Below are 18,243 nucleotides of genomic sequence, written 5' to 3' on the forward strand. Positions count from 1 at the left end.
CTCCTTCAAGCGTGAATGGTGAATCCTTTCCGCCATGGCGGGGGCAGGTCAGTGCGACCCGTCAGCCCTCATGAAAAGTGCGGCAGCACCTCACGGCCCAGTTCCTCGAGGGTTTCCGTGAGCGGGCGGCGATTGCGGCGCAGGTGGAAGCCGATGTGATTCACTCCGGCATCCTGCATGGCTGACAGTTCTTCCATGAGGGCAAGGCGGCCACTCGACAACCCGAAGCGATGACGACGCACCGGGGCGTGAGGGTCGTCTTCCAGATTGAGGTGGATGAAACTGACGTAGGGCTTGTCGCCGGCGACCTGACGCCAGAGCGCCACGCGACGGATGTGATCCTGTGGCGTGCCCGGGTAGGCCAGCCAGCCGTCCATCTCGCGACCGATCCACTCGGGCGTCTGCTGGGAGAGCCCGGCGCTCAACAGCGGCGGACGCGTCGCGGCAGGCAGGATGGCCTGACCGTCGCGCAAGGCGTCGTCCGCCTGGCCCTTGATGATGTCCACCGCGTGGCGGAAGGCGGCACCGCGGGTGGAGAACTCCTCACCGAACAGCGGGTATTCCGCCGGTCGGTCGCCACTGGCGACGCCCAGCAGCAGGCGGTCTTCGCTCAGGGCCTGCACGCTGGCGGCGGCCTTTTTCACCAGCCACGGCTGGCGCAGCGGCAGCACCGCGGCGGCAGTGCCCAGCAGCAGGTTGTCGGTGTGACTGGCCAGATAGCCCAGATAGGTGAACAGCTCGAAGACCTGGCCGGCATCGCCGAAGGCGGGGTCGAACAGCGGCACGTCACGCAGCCAGGCGGCGCGGAAGCCGAGTCTGTCGACCTGGCCGATCAGCTCGGCATGGGCGCGCATGTCAGGGACGCCGAAGGGTGTGGAGGGGGCTCTGTCAGTGCGCACCCAGTCATTGTCCAGGGGCAGTTCGACGCCGATGGTCAGGGGGCCCTGGGTGAGGCGATCCAGCGGGCGGGTCGGGGAGATCATGGTGGACTCCTTCAGCAAGCAGGTGGGTAGACGACGGTGCCCCCGAGCCAGCAGGCTGAGCTGTCGGAATCGGGAGCACGTCGTGATGGCGGGAGGCTGCAGGGCGGATCAGGCGGTCGCGATGGAAGACGCGTGACGCTTGTCGAGGCGACCGGCCAGCAGGGTCAGCAGCAGGGCGGCGGTGACGATCAGCGCGCCGATCCAGGCGGTGTCGGTCAGGGCCATCCCGGAGACCACCTGGCCACCGACGATGGAGCCCAGCGCGATACCGATGTTGAAGGCCGCGATGTTGAGGCCGGAGGCCACGTCAACGGCCTGCGGCACGAAGCGTTCGGCCTGCTGCACGACGTAGACCTGCAGTCCCGGCACGTTGCCGAAGGCGAAGGCACCCCAGATCAGGATGGTGATCACGGCCGTGATCGGGTTGGCGGCAGTGAAGGTCAGCACGCCGAGGATGACGATCAGGCCACCGAAGATCAGGGTCAGGGCGCGAATCGGGCCCATGCGGTCAGCCAGCTTGCCGCCCTGGATGTTGCCGATGGCCACCGAGACACCGTAGACCAGCATGATCAGACTGATGGCGCCTTCATTGAAGCCACTGACGTCCTGCAGCAGCGGAGCCAGATAGGTGAAGGCCGTGAAGGTGCCGCCGTAGCCGAGAATGGTGATCAGGTAGACCAGCAGCAGGCGCGGATGGGTCAGCACCTTGAGCTGTTGGGCGAAGGTGGCCGGTACGTTCTTCTTGAGGTTGTTGGGCACCAGGATGGCGCTGCCGATCAATGCCAGCACGCCGAGCACCGAGACAACCAGGAAGGTGGCGCGCCAGCCGAAGTGCTGACCGATCCAGGTGCCCAGCGGCACGCCGGTGACCAGTGCCACGGTCAGGCCGGTGAACATGATGGCGATCGCACTGGCTTCCTTGTCCTTGCTCACCAGGCTTGTCGCGATGGTGGAGCCGATGGAGAAGAACACCCCGTGGGCGAGGCCGGTCAGGATACGCGCCGTGATCAGCGAGCTGTAGCTGGGTGCCTGCCAGGCCAGCAGGTTGCCGGCGATGAACAGCGCCATCAGTCCCAGCAGCACCAGCTTGCGATTGAAGCGGCCGGTCAGGGCAGTCAGCACGGGGGCGCCGATGGCGACACCGACGGCATACAGGCTGACCAGCAGGCCAGCGGAAGGCAGAGAGACGCTCAGATCCTGAGCGATGGTGGGCACCAGTCCGACGATCACGAACTCGGTGGTCCCGATGGCAAAGGCGCTCAACGTCAGCGCCAGCAGGGCAAGAGGCATGGCAGTTCTCCATCAGCAATGGGTGGGTCTTGGATGCTGTGCAGTCTGCCGTGGTTGAGTTTTGCGATAAACGGAGTGATTCGCAAAAGACCTTTGTGATTATTGAAAATATCCGCGTGTGGACATGGCCTCCGCCGTTCCGGGGACCAACACGACAACGCCCGCACTCCACTGAAGGAGCACGGGCGTTGTCGTGTCGAGAGGTTGCTGGCTCAGTCGTCCGTCGGCCAGACCTTGTAGATATGGTAGGGCGGCTGACCCTCGTCCTCTCCGCCTGCGAAGGGCGGCGTGCTGTCCAGCTGATTGACGGTGACATACAGCCAGCCGTCAGCGGCCATGCGCACGCCATCCGGCCAGTCGAGGCGCTCGTCGCGGACCAGTGGCGTCAGTTTGCCGTCGGCCCCCAGCACATCCAGCCCATGCTGATTGAGGTTGGTAAAGTAGTGGATGCCCCCGGCGGTATCCGCACCGTCCGAGATGGGCTTGTCGCCGACGCGCGTGATGGCGGCGGCAATGGTGTCGTGATTGGCACCTTCCCGCAGCAGTCTGGCCGGGACGCTGTACCAGCTGTGGCCGGTCATGGCACCGAAGAAGACCGTCTCGCCATCGCCGGACAAAGTGATCGGGTCGACGCCCACCTTGGCAGGCTTGCCATTGAACGGGATGTCACGGCCATCGATCTTCAGGGTGGCGTCTGGCTCGGCTTGCAGTGCGGCGTGTTGGCTGAATCGGGACGCCTCGCCGGAGGCCAGATCGACGGTGATCAGGCCCGGGTTGGCGATATCGGCCAGATACGCCACGCCGCGACTGCGATCCACTGCCAGGTCCTGCACGAAGCTGCCTTCAGGGGCGATATCAGTGGGCAGGGTCAGCTTGGTGATCAGCTTGCCCGAGGCAATGTCGAAGCCCCACAGGCGGGTCTTGCCCAGATGCAGGCCCATGTCGGTGATCCAAAGACCTCCCTGGCCGTCCTGATAGATGCCCAGCGGGGAGTCGATGGTGGCGTCGCTGTAGCGGCCGGCGTGGGTCTGGAAGGCGGGTGAGGGCCAGGCACGATAGCTGTTCTGTCCGGTGATCTCGACCAGCTGCACGTCGTGATCGCCATCCATCGGGTGAATGGTCGCGAAGACCCGTCCGGCAGGTGTCACGGCGACGTTGCCGGGACGTATCTGCATCACGGCCACCGAGCGCATCTCACCGTAGGCCGGGCCGGGTTTGAGTGATGAGGTGGTGGCGGGCAGGGTGGAATGGCCGGTGGCGCAGCCCGTCAGCAGGCCTGAGAGCAGGGCGAACACGCCCAGATATCGGGTCGAACGGACGGCGTTGTGCATCAATGCTTCCTTGTCTGGTGAGGCGGTTGTGACGGTCGTCTTCAGCGTCTCGTCTCGGGAGACGGCATGTTTCATCGTCTGCAATTATCAATGAAATCAAACAGGTAGGGTAACTCAAGTCACAGTGCCGTCCAAAAAAAACGCCCTGCGAGAGGGCGTTTTCGAGGCCGGGCAGACCCGGCGCTGATGTGATCAGGCGTGACGCGCGATCATGGCATCGAAGTTTTCCTTCGGCTGCACGCCGGTCAGGGCTTCGATCTTCTCGCCGGACTTGAACAGGGCGATGGTCGGCAGGCCGCGGACGCCGTTCTGCGCGGCGAGATCCGGTGCATCGTCGACATTGATGGCAACGACCTTGAGGGCGTCACCCTGTTCTTCGGCGATGGATTCGACGATCGGGTCGAGCATCTTGCACGGGCCGCACCACGGCGCCCAGAACTTCACCAGCACCGGCTGCTCGCTCTCGATGACTTCCTGGGTGTAGTTGCTGTCTACCACTTGCGCAAAATCAGCCATTTGACTCTCCTGTGCACCCCTGAGGATGCGTGATTCAGATTGGCACCGCACGTGCCGGATGGGCACACACTAACGCCCCGGGACTTTCGTTCGCAAGCGCATTCTCTCATGTCAGCAGAAACATATGCGTGCCGATCAAGCAACAGTGAGGGCTTGCGGCGACCGCTGGCGAGGAGGATTTTCCGCCTGTCTTCTCTTCTCTTCCGTTCTGATACCGAACGAGCCCAGCGAGTGACGCCAGCGTGTGACATCAGTGAGACATGCACGCCGTCACGCGCCTGACATGAGAATGTCACTTGATATATGGAAAATCGTATATATGATTTTCCATATATCGAATCGTCACCGATCTCGCTCCTCTCGCACTCTGCCCAAGGAAGCTGTCATGAAGTCGTCAAGTCGCGATGCGGCGCTGGAGGATGGCGCTGCCGCTTCCCTGACCCCATTGGGGATATTCAAATGTCTGGCCGAAGATACCCGCTTGACCATCATGCAATTGCTGAGCGAGACGGGAGAATTGTGTGTCTGCGAGCTGATCTGGCTGCTGGAGCGGCGTGAGCAGGACATGCCGGCACGCGAGACGCCCCACGCAGGTAGAGAGCGCCCCGGCATCTCGCAGCCCAAGGTCTCGCGCCATCTCGCACAGCTGCGCGACTGCGGACTCCTGAGCAGCGAGCGACGCGGCCAGTGGGTGTATTACCGGCTGAGCCCCGCCATGCAGGGCTGGCGACACGCGATCCTGATGGCGGCCTGCGAGGCACAGCAGGAGGAGGTGGCGCGCTGGCGTCAGTGGCTGGTGACCATGCCCAATCGTCCCGAGCGCTGCGCCAGTTGACGCGCCTGCCCCTATCCATCGCAGGCAGGGAGGCGTCTGCCCAGCCCCCCGCCTGAAACACGTCACACCCCTGATCCTACATTGACCCTCACGAGGAAATTACGATGCCTGCTCATGATGCTCCGTCCTACAGCGCTTCACTGACGCTGCCCGCTGGTCTGCCACCTCTGCGAATCGGCATCAATGGCTTCGGCCGTATCGGCCGGCTTGCGCTGCGCGCGCTGTGGAAGCTGCGCGAGGATGTCGCGCTGGATGTGGTGCGCATCAATGACCCGGGTGGCGATGCCGCGACCTTCGCACACCTGCTGGAATTCGATTCCGTGCATGGCCAGTGGTCGCCGGGCGCGGGAATCACCAGTGACGATGAGAGCGTCATCATCGATGGTCAGCGCACGGCGTTCTCCAGCCAGCGTGAGATCGGTGACACCGACTGGTCGGGCTGCGATGTGGTGATCGAGGCCTCCGGCAAGAAGAAGAGCACCGAGGTGCTCAATGCCTATCTTGAACAGGGCGTGGCGCGTGTCGTGGTCTCCGCGCCGGTCAAGGAAGCGGGCGTACTCAATATCGTCATGGGCGTGAACGATCATCTCTATGATGCCCAGACGCATCGCATCGTGACGGCGGCCAGCTGTACCACCAACTGTCTGGCGCCGGTGATCAAGGTGATTCAGGAGCAGTTCGGCATTCGCCATGGCTCCATGACCACCGTGCACGACATCACCAATACCCAGACGATTCTGGATGCGCCGCACAAGGATTTGCGCCGTGCGCGGGCCTGCGGCATGAGCCTGATTCCGACGACCACCGGCTCCGCCAAGGCGATCAGCGCCATCTTCCCGGAGCTGGAAGGCCGCCTGAACGGCCACGCCATTCGCGTGCCGCTGGCCAATGCCTCTCTCACCGACATGGTGTTCGAGCTCGATCGCGAAGTGACGGTGGAGGAGGTCAACCAGGCGCTGCAAACTGCGGCAAAAGGCGAGCTTTCCGGGGTGCTGGGGTATGAGACACGCCCGCTGGTGTCGATCGATTTCCGTACCGATTCCCGCTCCAGCATCATCGATGCGCTCTCGACCATGGTGGTCGCGGGGACCCAGCTCAAGCTGTACGCCTGGTACGACAACGAATGGGGCTACGCCAATCGCACCGCGGAACTGGCACTGAAAGTCGGCCTGGGTGATCTGACCGACCCCAGCACACAGGAGCGCTGACATGCTTGCCCGCCTGCGAGAGCTGCCCCGTGAGGTGCGTCAGTACCTGCTGGTGACGGGGAATTACTGGGCCTTCACGCTGACCGATGGCGCGCTGCGCATGCTGGTGGTGCTGCACTTCCACTCGCTGGGCTATTCGGCGCTGGACGTGGCGATGCTGTTCCTGTTCTACGAGGCCTTCGGCGTCGTCACCAATCTGGTCGGCGGCTGGCTCGGGGCACGGCTCGGCCTCAATCGCACCATGAATGCGGGGCTTGCGATGCAGCTGGTGGCGCTCGGCATGCTGCTGGTGCCGGAACCCATGTTGACGGTCATCTGGGTGATGATCGCCCAGGCGCTGTCCGGCATCGCCAAGGACCTCAACAAGATGAGCGCCAAGAGCGCCATCAAGGTGCTGGTGCCCAAGGGGCAGCCGGTGGAGGAATCGCAGAGCGCGCTGTATCGCTGGGTCGCGTTGCTCACCGGCTCCAAGAATGCGCTCAAGGGACTGGGCTTCTTCCTGGGCGGGGCGGCGCTCAGTCTCATCGGCTTCCAGGGCACCGTCATGGCCATGTGGCTGATGCTGGCAGGCGTGCTGGTGCTGTCACTGCGCAAGCTGTCGGCATCACTGGGGCAGAGCAAGGCCAGTCGCAAGCCGGCATTCCGTGAGATGTTCTCGACCTCGCGGGCGGTCAATGTGCTCTCGGCGGCTCGACTGTGCCTGTTCTCGGCACGTGACGTCTGGTTCGTGGTGGCCTTGCCGGTCTATCTGGCCGAGGTGCATGGCTGGCATTTCTGGACGGTCGGCGTGCTCATGGCCGCCTGGGTGATCGGCTATGGTGGTGTCCAGACCCAGGCGCCACGCATCACCGGTCCGCTCTCACGCCGCTTGAACGGCGCCACCGGCGTCCGCTGGGTCACGGTGTCGCTGGCGGCCGGCCTGGCACTGCTGCCGGCGCTGATGGCCAGCCTGCCGCTGGATGCGCCTCAGGCGGCCGATATCAGTGGTGCCATCCTGTTGGGGTTGGCGCCACTGGAATGGTTGATCATCGGCCTGTTGGTGTTCGGGGCCGTCTTTGCGGTCAATTCCAGCTGGCACAGCTATCTGATCGTGCGCTTCGCGCGCAGTGAAGGCGTGTCGATGGATGTCGGTTTCTATTACATGGCCAATGCCATGGGGCGTCTGCTGGGCACCTTGCTGTCCGGTTGGCTCTATCAGGCCTATGGCCTGGAAGCCTGCCTGTGGTGGTCGGCCGGATTGGTGGCGGCGAGTGCCGTGATGGCCCTTGCCTTGCCGCAAGTGTCACACGCAAGATCCGATTCGCCTGCCGGCAGTACCTGAGTACCTGAGTACCTGAGTACCTTGCAAGGTGTCGCCTGAGGGATCACTTCCTGATCCCCCGACGCCTGTCCATGCACCCAGCGCCACCTTCTACAGAGACGCCACATGTCATCCAGTCACGATCGTGTTTCAACCAGGCAGGCGCCGCACGAGGCCGACAGTGTGACCGCCGTATCCTCTCGCGAGCGATATCGGGACGTGCTGCTCACCTTCCTCACGCTGGGGCTGACCAGCTTCGGCGGGCCGATCGCGCACCTGGGCTACTTCCACGCGGAGCTGGTCCGCCGGCGCGGCTGGCTGAGTGATACGGCCTACGCCGAGCTGGTCGCGCTGTGCCAGTTCCTGCCGGGACCGGCCAGCAGTCAGGTCGGCTTTGCACTGGGCATGGTGCGTGGTGGCGGGGTGATGGGTGGGGTGCTCGCCTGGGTCGGCTTCACCTTGCCGTCTGCGCTGGCACTGCTGGCATTGGCGCTGGTGGCGGCCAGCCTCGAAGGACCGCTGGCTTCCGGGGTGATCCACGCCTTGAAGCTGGTGGCGGTGGCGGTCGTTGCCCAGGCGATCTGGGGCATGGCGCGCACGCTGTGCCCGGACCGACGGCGCGCCGGGCTGGCGCTGTTGGCCATGCTGGGCCTGGCGCTGGCGCAGAGCGCCTGGACGCAGGTCGGAGTGATCGCGCTGGGCGCGCTGCTCGGCAGCCTGCTGTGTCGTGATGACAGTGCGGCCCTTGTTCGCCAGCAGGCGGGGGCAGCGGGGCTGTCGCTGCCGGTCCCGACGCGCCTGGCTCGCGCCTGTCTGATCACCTTCTTCGCGCTGTTGATCGCGCTGCCGCTGCTGGCCTCCGGCAGTCTGGTCGAGATCTTCTACCGTGCCGGGGCGCTGGTATTCGGGGGCGGGCATGTGGTGCTGCCGCTGTTGGAGGCCTCCACCGTCGAGACGGGGCGTATCGCGGCCGATACCTTTCTCACCGGCTATGGGGCCGCGCAGGCGGTGCCGGGGCCACTGTTCACCTTCGCCGCCTGGCTGGGAGCGGGCATGGCCCAGGTGGGCGGGGATTCGGCAGTGCTCGGCGCCATCATTGCGCTGTTGAGTCTCTTCCTGCCGGGGATTCTGCTGTTGATCGGCGTGGCACCCCTGTGGGGGCGCCTGCGTGCACGGCCCGCAGCACGCGCTGCGCTCGCGGGGGCCAATGCGGCGGTCGTCGGCGTACTGGGCATGGCGCTGTATGACCCCTTGTGGACCACCAGTGTGCTGAGTCGTCTGGACGTCGTCATCGCGTTGGCGGCCTTCATCGCGCTGACCCGCTTCGCGCTGGCACCCTGGAAGCTGGTGCTGGCGATGGTGATTCTCGGGGCGGTACGTGGGGTGATGTAAGCCTGGCCTCCCGTTCAGAGCACAGCCTGAAAAACGAACGCCCCCGTCTGCCAGCTGGCAGGCGGGGGCGTTCTGTTCAAACGAGGCGGTTGTCATGCCAGGCGGCGCGTGGCGGTCGTCATACCAGTGACAGCAGGGCGGTGACCAGCAGTTCGTTGTCGTAGTAGGGTGCGCTCTGCTCGCTGATCAGGCGAGTGTCGATCACGGTCAGCCCCATGCGCTCCAGCGCGGGGACAGAGACGCCGCCGGGGTAGTCGCCACGCTGACTGTCCAGCAGCACGATGTTGAGCAGATGCTCGTTGGGGCAGTCGTTGCGCGAGACATCCAGGTCCGCACACAGGGTATCGATCAGGGTCGCGACCAGTTGCTCGAGTGTCTTGCCGGTCTGCTCCGGGTCCGGACTGCAGTTGGGGATGTAGACCTTGGGACAGGGGTTGGCCAGTATCGCGCGTCCCACCCCGCTGGGCAGCAGGTTGGCGATGACGCTGGAGTAGAAACTGCCCGGCGGAAAGCAGATCAGTTCCGCGGAATCGATCAGCTGACGGTTGTTGAGGTGCAGCGCAGGTCGCACGGGCACGATGGCACCGGCGTCATTGTGCGTCTCTCTCTCTGTGGTGCTGTCCGTCGTATTGTCCTTGGCACTGGCTTTTGGACTGGCCTTCGCGCTGGCCTCGACCAGCTGGATGCGCGCGATCGGGCTCTCCAGTGGCGCGACTTCCTTGCCGGTGATCTGGTGCTGGCCGATGATTCTGCGCCCATCTTCCAGGGTGACGGCCAGATGGCAGTCGGCATTGATGATGGCGCGCACCGTCCCGCGTACATGCACCAGCTTGGAGAACAGGAAGATGATCTGGTCGAGCTGCTCATGATGGTTCAGGTAGCCGCCGGCGATGATCAGATTGCCGATGCTGGCGCCGCGCAGATCGAAGCCTGCCGGCATGGCCTCGATCAGAAAGCCCAGCTGATGACAGATGAGCGTGCGCATGGGCTCCGCCACGGCCATGCTGAGCGGATGACGGCCCGCCGCCAGTTCCCGCAGGGTGGCCTGCAGCATCTCCGGGCGTGCTTCGGCTGGCAGACGGTGCGTGAACAACCGGTAGATCTCCGGGTGCCCCAGCACGCTGTCATCGGCCAGCGCCATCAGGCGTGAGCGAAGGTCGCCGATGGCCGGCATCGAGAAGGCGTCACGCAGCTTGGCGGAGCTGCCACCGGAATCGAAGGGCGTCACCAGATGGATGCTGTGATGGGTATAGCGCGTCAGGGTGCGCGAGATGCCCGTCAGCGCCGTGCCGCCGCTGAAGAACAGCACACGGGGGCCGACCTCCGGTGCCTTGTGATAACGCCTGACGCGTAATGGATCCGGGACCCTTGCGGTCCGACTGACCCTGACCTCTGCCATGTTGCGGCTTCCTTTGCCTTTCGTCTTGGGCATAGAGTGCCTTTTTTTGCGTCAGTCGTCGCCTGTTTCGGGAGTGAAAGCGCTCAGTCCCTCAGTCGTAACCTTGCCAACGCAGGCGCGGCCAGTGGCGCTGCGTGGCGATGGCTTCCAGGGTCGGGTCGGCACAGACCGCATGCGGGTGATCGACGAACTCCAGCAACGCCAGATCATTGCGTGAATCCGAATAGCCCCAGGTGAGGAGGCTGTGCCCATCGGGGCCGAGATGCTCTGCCAGCCAGTGCGTCAAGGCCGCAAGCTTGCCATCGCGGAAGGTACGGATGCCCTGGGCGCGTCCCGTGTAGCAGCCATCCTTGACCTCCAGGCGAGTCGCCAGCGCGGCATCCAATGCCAGTCGCTCTGCCAGCGGTGCCACCAGCTGGGCTGTCGAGGCCGAGATGATCACGACCTGATGGCCCTGATCACGATGCCAGGCGATGCGCTCGCGACCCTCACGGTAGAGGCGCGGCAGCAGTTCGGTATCGAGGAAGGTGCCCACCTCGGCCTCGACCTCACTGACGGTGCGACCGGCCAGCGGGGAGAGCAGATGGCTCAGGTGCGCTTCCATGTCGAGTCGACCCGCGGCGTAGTCTGCCATCTGCTGCGCCCAGATGGCGCGATATCGCTCGGGGTCCGTGATCCAGCCCAGCTGGATCAGCCACTCGGTCCACAGTCCCGTAGCGTCGCCATCCAGCAGGGTGTCATCGAGATCGAAGATGGCCAGCCCGCGCACTTCCCCCCCAGGCACTTCACTCATGTGCATTTCATCCATTTGCCACCCGTGACCTGTCGCCAGTGTCGTGTGTGCCCAGCGCCTGGACTTCGTCGAGATCGGCATGCACCTGCACGCGCAGATGGTCGGGGAGCAGCTGGCGGGCACTGCGGTTGAGCACATCGACGTTGAGACGCAGTCCCTGACAATCCACCTCGTAGCGCACGATGTTGCCCAGCAATTGATGGCGCAGGATGACGCCGGGCAGCGCTGGCCCCACATTGGCCGGCAATGGCTGGAGCGGGAAGTCGAGGCCAGCCTCCAGGTGCCCGGGGAGGAGGGGACGTGTCATCTCATCCGGCTGCAGATAAAGCGCCTCCGGCCGCAATGCGACCTGCGGGCTATCGCACAGGTAGCCGAGCAGGGGGCGGGCAAGCTCGCTGCCGATCAGATTGTAATGGCCCATGAAGCCTGCGGCCGTGGCGTCTACCGGTCGGGTGTAGAGCGATGCTGCGTTGCCCTGCTGGAGAATGCTGCCCTGATGCATCAGGAAGATGCGATCCGAGAGCAGCAAGGCCTCTTCCTGATCGTGGGTGACGAACAGGGTGGTGAGGCCGAGGCTCTTCTGGATGTCGCGTATCTGGTCGCGCAGATGACGGCGGATGCGCGCATCCAGCGCCGAGAGCGGCTCATCGAGCAGCAGGATCTGGGGCTCGACCACCAGCGCGCGCGCCAGTGCCACGCGTTGTCGCTGGCCACCAGACAGCTGATGTGGATAGCGCTGTGCCTGGTCGGTCAGCTCCACCAGTCGCAGCACTTCGGTGACGCGGCGCTCGCGCTCCTCGGGGCGCACCTTCTTCATGCGCAGGCCGAAGGCGACGTTGTCCGCCACGCGCATGTTGGGGAACAGCGCATAGTGCTGGAAGACCATGCCGATGCCGCGCCGCTGGGGCGGCAGACGGGTGATGTCGTGACCATCGACGATGATCTCGCCGCTGTCCACGTCGTTGAGCCCGGCAATGGCGCGCAGCAGGGTGGATTTTCCGCAGCCAGAGGGCCCGAGCAGGGTGATGAACTCGCCACGGGCGATCTCGGCATCGATGTCGGAGAACACGCGCGTCTTGCCGAAACGCTTGGCCAGGCCCTTGAGCGTCAGGTACTGCTGGTCGGCGGCCTGTTCACGCAACGCGCTGGTCAGCAGGCCATCGCTGTCGTGGCGAGAGTGGGTCTGCGGCATATCGGTGGCAAGCATCAGCGGTGCCCTCGTGAATCGGTACGGGAATGGGGGGCGGCAGGGCCAGCTTTTGCGGGCGTGGCGGGCAGACCTTCCGTCATGGCGGTGGCCAGCGCCTCCTCGGGGTCTTCTTCCGGCATCGCCTGCTCGGCAGGCTGGCGGTTGCCCAGCCAGGTCAGGATCAGGGTGAACACGAACAGCGTGATGACCAGCGCGCTGGTGAAGTGGCCGCTGGCCCCGCGAATGTTGTTCAGGTAGACCTGCAGTGTCTCGAAACGGGTGCCGACCAGCATGTTGGCGAACACGAATTCACCGGCCAGAAACGAGAAGGCCAGGAAGACGGCGATCTGGATGCCGACCCGGATATTGGGCAGGACCACCTGGAAGAAGGCCTGCAGCGGGCTGGCGCCCAGCAACTGGGCGGCTTCCATCAGCGATGCCACATCCAGCGCCCGCAGGCTGTTGGCCAGCGCTCGGTACATGAAGGGCAGCACGATGGTGAAATAGGTGGGAATCAGGATCCAGGGCGTGCCGATGATCGTCAGTGGGCCGCCGGCATATAGCTGCAGCAGGCCGACCGAGGACACGATGGGCGGCACGGCGAAGGGCAGCAGGATCAGGCCATTCATCCAGCCATCCAGACGCGGATAGCGGGTATGGGCCAGGAAGACCACCGGCACGATCAACAGCAGTGACAGGATCAGGGCGCCGACGGCGACCAGCAGGGAGCGCCCGAATGCGGCGAGAAAACGGGGGGTGGTCCACAGCTCCAGAAACCACTTCACCGTCAGGCCATCGGGCGTGAGGCTGGCGCCCCAGCGGGTGGCAAGGGCGTAGAACAGCGTGGCCACCAGCGGCAGTGCCAGCAGCGTGAAGACGCTGCCCACCACCACGCTGTAGGGATTGAGCCCGCGTAGACGGGCCATCAGGCTGGGCAGCAGCGGCTTGCCATGGCGATACGGCAGTTCAGCGGGAAGTGACATGGTAGCTCCTGCGCATGAGCCACTGCTGGATCAGCGTGACGATGACGAGAATGACCACCAGTACCATCGCCAGTGCGCTGGCCAGTTCCGGCTGCAGGAAGAGGTCGCCGGAGACCAGATTGGCGATGCGGATGGTCATCAGGTTGTAGCTGGTGTTCACCAGCGCATAGACGGTGGCATAGGCGCCCATGGCATTGGCGAACAGTACGGTGAGCGTGCCAGCCAGCGACGGCCAGAGCACGGGCAGGCCGATGTGCTGCCAGTAGGCCAGACGGTTGGCGCCGAGCAGGCTGGCGGCTTCGCGCCACTCGCCCTTGAGCGTGCTGAAGGCCGGGTAGAGCAGCAGGATGCCCAGCGGGATCTGGAACCAGGTGTAGATGACGATCAGGCCGGTGCGTGAATAGAGATTGAAGTCATCGATGATGCCCAGGCGCTCCAGCATCAAGGTCAGCATGCCGTTGGCCCCCATCAGGATGATGAAGGCGAAGGCCAGCGGCACGCCGGCGAAGTTGCTGGTCATGTTGGTGAAGGCGATCATCGCGCGCGTCAGGCCCGGCCCGCAGCGGTGCATGCTGTGACAGGTCACGGCGGCGATCGCCAGTCCCAGCACGCTGGACATCAGCGAGATCTCGAGACTGCGGCCGATGGCCTGGCGGAAGAAGGGGGAGGTGGCGATTTCCTGAAAATTGGCCAGCCCCCAGCCTGCGGGGATCTTGAAGGCGCTGATCATCACCCAGATCAGCGGGGCGATCTGGAAGGCGAAGAAGAGGATGGCGAAGGGCAGCAGCCACATCGCGGGACTGGTCAGCACTCGCCTGAGGAATGTCGGCATCACGCGTCCCCTCCAGGGCCTGCCAGCAGGGATGTGTTGCTGGCCTTGTCGTGCTCCAGTCCCAGCACGCTTGCCAGGGTGCCACAGAGCTCGCGCTGGCGAAGGTTGCGGGCGGGGCTGCGGGCGAAGGCGCTGCCGAAGGTCCAGAGCGGCACTCGGCGCTCTTCTTCGAGAAGCCCGGAATGTGAACGGTCGGCGTTCATGCCGTGATCGGCGGTGACCATCACCTGATAGCCGGCCTCCAGCCAGCAGGGCAGGTAGTCGGCCAAGGCGACATCGGCATGACGCGCCGCATTGCGATATTGCGCGGACTCACCGCCGTGGCGATGGCCGGCGTCATCGATGTTCATGCTGTGCACCAGCAGGAAGTCCGGGTCGTGACGCAGTCTCAGCATCTCGGCATCGCTGAAGACGTGGTCGTCCGGGTAGTGATCCTGCCAGTAGAAGATGCCCGCCTGGATGGCGGATTCGGGATTGTCGAGCAGTCGGTGTCTGGCTGGCACGAACGGGGCGGCGACGTAGAGTTCGCTGACCCAGTGATAGGCGGCTGCCGCGGTGCGTCGCCCCTGCTGACTGGCGAGATCGAACAGGCTCACGCCACGCGAGCGTCGCACGATGCCATTGTTGACGATGCCGGAGTCGACGGGCAGATCACCGGTCAACAGGCACTCATAGAGAGGTCGCGACATCGCTGGCAGTTCGCACTCCAGCGACTGGTACTGCCCGCGACCGGCCTCGACCAGGGCGCTCAGATAGCCCATGGCATGCCGGCCCACGGCATGGTTGAGGCCATCGAGCACGACAAGAATGACACGCTGGGACATGAAGACTCCGTGAAGCTCAAGACGGCACCGTGTGGACGGTGCCGTCTGTCAGGATGGTGCGCGCTCTATCCGCTCTGGACAGAGGCCGGGGGTCACTGCTGGTGGATCAGTACCTGGGACTGCCACTGACGCGGCAGCTGTCGGGCACTGGCTTCCCAGCCGGCGAAGTCCTGTACCGGGCGGGCATTGGCGTACTGCTCGTTGGGCAGCAGCTTGGCGGCGATGTCTTCCGGCAGGGTCAGGTGCTCGGCACGGATCGGGCGGGCGTAACCTGCCGCCAGGTTCAGCTGGCCGGCATCTGACAGGATGTACTCACGCGCCAGCTTGGCGGCGTTCGGGTGAGCGGCATGCTTGTTGATGATGGTGGCGTAGCCCGAGGTGACGGAGGCATCCGAGGGGATGACCACCTCGAAGGTGTCGCGGTTGATCTGATCGCGATAGTTGAGCGCGTTGAAGTCCCACAGCAGTGCGACCTCCACCTCGCCCTTCTCCAGGTTGGCGATGCTCGGCTCGGCCAGTGACAGGCGTCCCTGGCGGGCCAGTTCGGCGAACACTTCCAGACCCGGCGTCAGGTCTGACTCGCTGCCGCCATTGGCGAAGGCTGCGGCCAGGATGGCGTTGTTGGCCTGGGACGCCTTGCCGACCGCGCCGACGGAGACCTTGTAATCGCCATTGGCGAGATCCGCGAAGGAAGCGGGGCGCTGATCTTCACTGACGAGTGTCTTGTTGATCATCAGGGAGATGGTGCCGGTGTAGCCCAGCATCCATTCGCCATCTTCATCCTTGGCCCAGTCGGGGATCTCGTCCCAGGTGGTCGGCTTGTAGGCTTGAGTCACGCCCTGCTTGACCGCGATGGGGCCGAAGGCGAAGCCCACGTCACCGATATCTGCCGTGGCGTTCTCGCCTTCGGCCTTGAACTTGGCGACTTCCTCGGCGGAGCTCATGTCGGTATCGCTGTGCGCGATGGAATACTTCGACTCGAGGTCTGCCCAGGTGTCCTTCCAGTTGGCCCAGCTGTCCGGCATGCCGACGCTGTCGACGCGGCCTTCTGCCTGGGCGGCCTTGAGCAGTGCTTCCGGCACTTCAGCGGCACTGACGGAGGCGCTGCTCAGCAGGGTGGCCATGAGGGCCGAGACCATCAGGCCGGCGGTACGGGGCGAGGTAGCGGTGAACGACTTCAATGACAATCCTCCCAGACGGGGTAATCAACGGATGCGAGAGTGCATTCCTGGCCAGCGAGTCGCCGAGGCGAGCAGGCAGGCGAGATGGGGTCAAAGCTGGTTCTTGTCCTGCGCAGTCTTCCTCGAGACCTGCCACCTCAATTTCTATGGTCTAGTTCAGTCTCGGGGCTGACATGACTTTACGCAGCGGTTGTGACAGTCGCGTGTCGTCACTATGTCAGTGTCGTGATGTCAGTGTCGTGGCAATGAGCCATCAGCCATCAGCGCTACATGTTTTGACGCAACGCTGCGTGGTGCCGGCTGATTTCCTGATAATTCCCTGCATGACAGCGTGCTCCTATGCTAGGCATCCGCCTCGGATTCTCACGCTCATCACATAGGAAGGCCTTGCGCTGTCACCGGATCGTCATGCCTGTGTCATGGTGCTCGGCGAGCGTGGGCTGACTGGCCTGGCGACGTCTACACTAGACCACAGCGATCGCGATTCTCGTGCCTTGTCATGATGGACACCTTGGATGACATGCAAGTGACTCGCCAGAAATCGCTCTCTTTCGTTATCTTTCAGGAACTTCGCATGCCTTCATCATCGATCGAGCCCACAGGTGACGACGCAACTTCCCTGATGCACACTGCGGATTTGCCCGTCACCGGGCTCAAGGGCAGGCTGCTGAACCATCTTGAAGCAGCGCCGCTGCATGCCTCGCAGCGTCTGCCGTCCGAGCGTGAGATGATCGAGCGGTTCGGCACCACGCGAGTCACCTTGCGAGATGCCTTGCTGCAGCTGGAAGCGGAAGGGCGAATCTATCGCGAGAACCGCCGTGGCTGGTTCGTCTCGCCGCCGCGCCTCAGGTATGACCTGCTGGCATGTCTGCCTTTTCACGAGATGGTGCATTCGCAGCAGCGGGTCGCTTCCACCGAGGTGCTGGCCGCTCAGGAAGTTCCCGCTGATGAGGTGATCGCCCAGCGTCTGGGAATTGCACGGGGTGCCGGGGTCTATCGCATCACGCGAGTGCGGCGCATCGATGGCCGGCGGGTGCTGCACGTCTGTCATCACCTGCGACGCGACTGCTTCCCCGGCATTCTTGATTTCGACCTCTCGGCGCATTCGCTGACGACGCTCTACTTTCACCAGTACGCCATTCGCATCCGGCGCGTGAGCTTCGAGCTGGCCTCCAGCGTGTTCGACGCCGAGACGGCCGTCGCCCTGAATGCGGCACCGGGTAGCCCGGCGCAGCGCATCACGCGGATCAACTTCGATCAGAATGGCCGCGCAGTGGACTGCGATGATGAACACTGGCGTCACGATGCCATCGAGTTGACGTTATCCGCCGCACCACAACGCTAGAGGGCAATCTGGGGACACACACCACCAGTGTCCGGGACTTTCCTTCAACTCGACGAAAACGCCCGCAAGTCCTCCTCTGACGGGAAGGCTTGCGGGCGTTGTGGTAATGGCGTGCGTGATGTGGCCGTGGGGCATCGTGGGGGCAAGCCCTCAGCGCATCAGCAGCGTGTCATCTATCTCGCGGAAGTGATCAGCGCTGCGCATCAGGGCGAGGGCTGTGAGTGCCTCGACGCCGTAGACACGCGTCGTGACGGCATGGCGCGCTGCGACATGCTCCAGCAGCAGGGCGAAGTCACCATCGCCTGAGGCGAGGATGATCTCGTCGACGTCGGGAGCGGCTTCCATCACATCGATCGTGATGCCGACATCCCAGTCACCCTTGGCCGAGCCATCTCCTCGCTGGATGAAGGGTTTGAGCTTGACCTCGAACCCTATCTCACGCAGGCGTTGCTGGAATTGCTGCTGCTTGGGGTCACCACGGTCAATCGCATAGGCGTAGGCATGCGTGATGCTGCCCAGGGATTCCAGTTCGGCCCACAGTCGGCGGTAATCGAATTGCCGGCCAAAGGTGTCGCGGGTGGTGTAATAGATATTCTGAACATCGATGAAGACGGCGAGGCGCGTGGGCGAGTCGGATGTCAGCAAGGACGATTGGGTTGCGGGCGTGGAAGAGTTCGACATTGGCTGTCACAGGGACCGGAAGGCTGAATGATGTGCCTGAAGCAGAGCAGGCAGGTACTGGAGGAGCGTGCGGCGTGGGAGTCGTTCAGGTGTCGCGTGTCGCGGGATGACTCAGGCATTGCGCCTGGCTCCGACGATGAGTGCTTGTGCTGCTGACACCA

At 64.1% G+C, this 18,243-nt stretch carries 17 protein-coding genes; 5 read left to right on the forward strand and 12 right to left on the reverse strand.

Features of this window, described 5'->3' with window-relative positions:
- Nucleotides 1-68: 68 nt before the first annotated feature.
- The 4 genes from BFX80_RS07905 to trxA form a co-directional block, all read right to left on the reverse strand.
- Nucleotides 69-983: a TIGR03571 family LLM class oxidoreductase gene (locus BFX80_RS07905; RefSeq protein ID WP_084208510.1), complete on the reverse strand. Its 915-nt coding sequence runs from the start codon at nucleotides 981-983 to the stop codon at nucleotides 69-71.
- Between the two features lie 108 nt (nucleotides 984-1,091).
- On the reverse strand, nucleotides 1,092-2,273 hold the full coding sequence (locus BFX80_RS07910) for an MFS transporter (protein WP_024952175.1): 1,182 nt from the start codon (nucleotides 2,271-2,273) through the stop codon (nucleotides 1,092-1,094).
- A gap of 212 nt (nucleotides 2,274-2,485) precedes the next feature.
- The gene (locus tag BFX80_RS07915; protein ID WP_084208511.1) at nucleotides 2,486-3,604 is read right to left on the reverse strand and encodes an L-dopachrome tautomerase-related protein; all 1,119 of its coding nucleotides are present in this window, start codon (nucleotides 3,602-3,604) and stop codon (nucleotides 2,486-2,488) included.
- A gap of 192 nt (nucleotides 3,605-3,796) precedes the next feature.
- A complete protein-coding gene (trxA, locus tag BFX80_RS07920; RefSeq protein WP_077375765.1) occupies nucleotides 3,797-4,120 on the reverse strand; it encodes a thioredoxin in 324 nt (107 codons plus the stop codon).
- A gap of 385 nt (nucleotides 4,121-4,505) precedes the next feature.
- On the opposite strand from trxA, the gene BFX80_RS07925 reads away from it, so the two are divergent.
- The 4 genes from BFX80_RS07925 to chrA all read left to right on the forward strand — a co-directional run bounded on the left by BFX80_RS07925 (nucleotide 4,506) and on the right by chrA (nucleotide 8,855).
- Nucleotides 4,506-4,955 (forward strand): ArsR family transcriptional regulator, encoded by a 450-nt coding sequence (locus BFX80_RS07925; RefSeq protein WP_084208512.1) that lies wholly within the window; start codon nucleotides 4,506-4,508, stop codon nucleotides 4,953-4,955.
- Between the two features lie 104 nt (nucleotides 4,956-5,059).
- A complete protein-coding gene (locus BFX80_RS07930; RefSeq protein ID WP_084208513.1) occupies nucleotides 5,060-6,163 on the forward strand; it encodes an ArsJ-associated glyceraldehyde-3-phosphate dehydrogenase in 1,104 nt (367 codons plus the stop codon).
- Between the two features lies 1 nt (nucleotide 6,164).
- Nucleotides 6,165-7,484 (forward strand): organoarsenical effux MFS transporter ArsJ, encoded by a 1,320-nt coding sequence (gene arsJ / locus BFX80_RS07935; protein ID WP_084208514.1) that lies wholly within the window; start codon nucleotides 6,165-6,167, stop codon nucleotides 7,482-7,484.
- A gap of 162 nt (nucleotides 7,485-7,646) precedes the next feature.
- A complete protein-coding gene (gene chrA, locus BFX80_RS07940; RefSeq protein WP_240499711.1) occupies nucleotides 7,647-8,855 on the forward strand; it encodes a chromate efflux transporter in 1,209 nt (402 codons plus the stop codon).
- Between the two features lie 118 nt (nucleotides 8,856-8,973).
- Here chrA and BFX80_RS07945 read toward each other — a convergent pair whose 3' ends face one another.
- From BFX80_RS07945 to BFX80_RS07975, 7 genes are all read right to left on the reverse strand, one after another.
- Nucleotides 8,974-10,254 carry a GAK system CofD-like protein gene (locus tag BFX80_RS07945; protein WP_084208516.1) on the reverse strand — a complete coding sequence of 427 codons (1,281 nt, stop codon included), beginning with the start codon at nucleotides 10,252-10,254 and terminating at the stop codon, nucleotides 8,974-8,976.
- Between the two features lie 91 nt (nucleotides 10,255-10,345).
- Entirely contained in the window at nucleotides 10,346-11,047 is a 702-nt protein-coding gene (locus BFX80_RS07950; protein ID WP_167592996.1) for an HAD family hydrolase, read from the reverse strand.
- A gap of 7 nt (nucleotides 11,048-11,054) precedes the next feature.
- Entirely contained in the window at nucleotides 11,055-12,254 is a 1,200-nt protein-coding gene (locus BFX80_RS07955; RefSeq protein WP_205632753.1) for an ABC transporter ATP-binding protein, read from the reverse strand.
- Nucleotides 12,254-13,219, reverse strand: a complete 966-nt coding sequence (locus tag BFX80_RS07960) for an ABC transporter permease (protein WP_240499712.1) — start codon at nucleotides 13,217-13,219, stop codon at nucleotides 12,254-12,256. Before BFX80_RS07960 ends, BFX80_RS07955 begins: the two co-directional genes overlap by 1 nt.
- The gene (locus BFX80_RS07965; RefSeq protein WP_084208518.1) at nucleotides 13,203-14,051 is read right to left on the reverse strand and encodes an ABC transporter permease; all 849 of its coding nucleotides are present in this window, start codon (nucleotides 14,049-14,051) and stop codon (nucleotides 13,203-13,205) included. Before BFX80_RS07965 ends, BFX80_RS07960 begins: the two co-directional genes overlap by 17 nt.
- Complete coding sequence (locus BFX80_RS07970) at nucleotides 14,051-14,875, reverse strand: alkaline phosphatase family protein (RefSeq protein ID WP_084208519.1); 825 nt, start codon at nucleotides 14,873-14,875, stop codon at nucleotides 14,051-14,053. The genes BFX80_RS07965 and BFX80_RS07970 overlap by 1 nt, the downstream gene beginning before the upstream one ends.
- A 92-nt stretch (nucleotides 14,876-14,967) precedes the next feature.
- Nucleotides 14,968-16,056 carry an ABC transporter substrate-binding protein gene (locus BFX80_RS07975; protein ID WP_240499713.1) on the reverse strand — a complete coding sequence of 363 codons (1,089 nt, stop codon included), beginning with the start codon at nucleotides 16,054-16,056 and terminating at the stop codon, nucleotides 14,968-14,970.
- Between the two features lie 574 nt (nucleotides 16,057-16,630).
- On the opposite strand from BFX80_RS07975, the gene BFX80_RS07980 reads away from it, so the two are divergent.
- Nucleotides 16,631-17,401, forward strand: a complete 771-nt coding sequence (locus BFX80_RS07980; protein WP_240499714.1) for a UTRA domain-containing protein — start codon at nucleotides 16,631-16,633, stop codon at nucleotides 17,399-17,401.
- Between the two features lie 150 nt (nucleotides 17,402-17,551).
- Here BFX80_RS07980 and BFX80_RS07985 read toward each other — a convergent pair whose 3' ends face one another.
- A complete protein-coding gene (locus BFX80_RS07985) occupies nucleotides 17,552-18,082 on the reverse strand; it encodes a LabA-like NYN domain-containing protein (RefSeq protein ID WP_084208520.1) in 531 nt (176 codons plus the stop codon).
- Nucleotides 18,083-18,243: the final 161 nt, after the last annotated feature.

The sequence above is a fragment of the Cobetia marina genome (assembly GCF_001720485.1).
GTDB lineage: Bacteria > Pseudomonadota > Gammaproteobacteria > Pseudomonadales > Halomonadaceae > Cobetia > Cobetia marina.

What these genes read in the sequence shown, in the direction of transcription:
- BFX80_RS07970 (WP_084208519.1), bottom strand. Translation starts at nt 14,875, where the DNA reads ATGTCCCAGCGTGTCATTCTTGTCGTGCTCGATGGCCTCAACCATGCC.
- BFX80_RS07985 (WP_084208520.1), bottom strand. Translation starts at nt 18,082, where the DNA reads ATGTCGAACTCTTCCACGCCCGCAACCCAATCGTCCTTGCTGACATCC.
- BFX80_RS07965 (WP_084208518.1), bottom strand. Translation starts at nt 14,051, where the DNA reads ATGCCGACATTCCTCAGGCGAGTGCTGACCAGTCCCGCGATGTGGCTG.
- BFX80_RS07950 (WP_167592996.1), bottom strand. Translation starts at nt 11,047, where the DNA reads ATGAGTGAAGTGCCTGGGGGGGAAGTGCGCGGGCTGGCCATCTTCGAT.
- arsJ (WP_084208514.1), top strand. Translation starts at nt 6,165, where the DNA reads ATGCTTGCCCGCCTGCGAGAGCTGCCCCGTGAGGTGCGTCAGTACCTG.
- BFX80_RS07930 (WP_084208513.1), top strand. Translation starts at nt 5,060, where the DNA reads ATGCCTGCTCATGATGCTCCGTCCTACAGCGCTTCACTGACGCTGCCC.
- BFX80_RS07945 (WP_084208516.1), bottom strand. Translation starts at nt 10,254, where the DNA reads ATGGCAGAGGTCAGGGTCAGTCGGACCGCAAGGGTCCCGGATCCATTA.
- BFX80_RS07955 (WP_205632753.1), bottom strand. Translation starts at nt 12,254, where the DNA reads ATGCTTGCCACCGATATGCCGCAGACCCACTCTCGCCACGACAGCGAT.
- trxA (WP_077375765.1), bottom strand. Translation starts at nt 4,120, where the DNA reads ATGGCTGATTTTGCGCAAGTGGTAGACAGCAACTACACCCAGGAAGTC.
- BFX80_RS07925 (WP_084208512.1), top strand. Translation starts at nt 4,506, where the DNA reads ATGAAGTCGTCAAGTCGCGATGCGGCGCTGGAGGATGGCGCTGCCGCT.
- BFX80_RS07980 (WP_240499714.1), top strand. Translation starts at nt 16,631, where the DNA reads ATGCCTTCATCATCGATCGAGCCCACAGGTGACGACGCAACTTCCCTG.
- BFX80_RS07915 (WP_084208511.1), bottom strand. Translation starts at nt 3,604, where the DNA reads ATGCACAACGCCGTCCGTTCGACCCGATATCTGGGCGTGTTCGCCCTG.
- BFX80_RS07960 (WP_240499712.1), bottom strand. Translation starts at nt 13,219, where the DNA reads ATGTCACTTCCCGCTGAACTGCCGTATCGCCATGGCAAGCCGCTGCTG.
- BFX80_RS07905 (WP_084208510.1), bottom strand. Translation starts at nt 983, where the DNA reads ATGATCTCCCCGACCCGCCCGCTGGATCGCCTCACCCAGGGCCCCCTG.
- BFX80_RS07910 (WP_024952175.1), bottom strand. Translation starts at nt 2,273, where the DNA reads ATGCCTCTTGCCCTGCTGGCGCTGACGTTGAGCGCCTTTGCCATCGGG.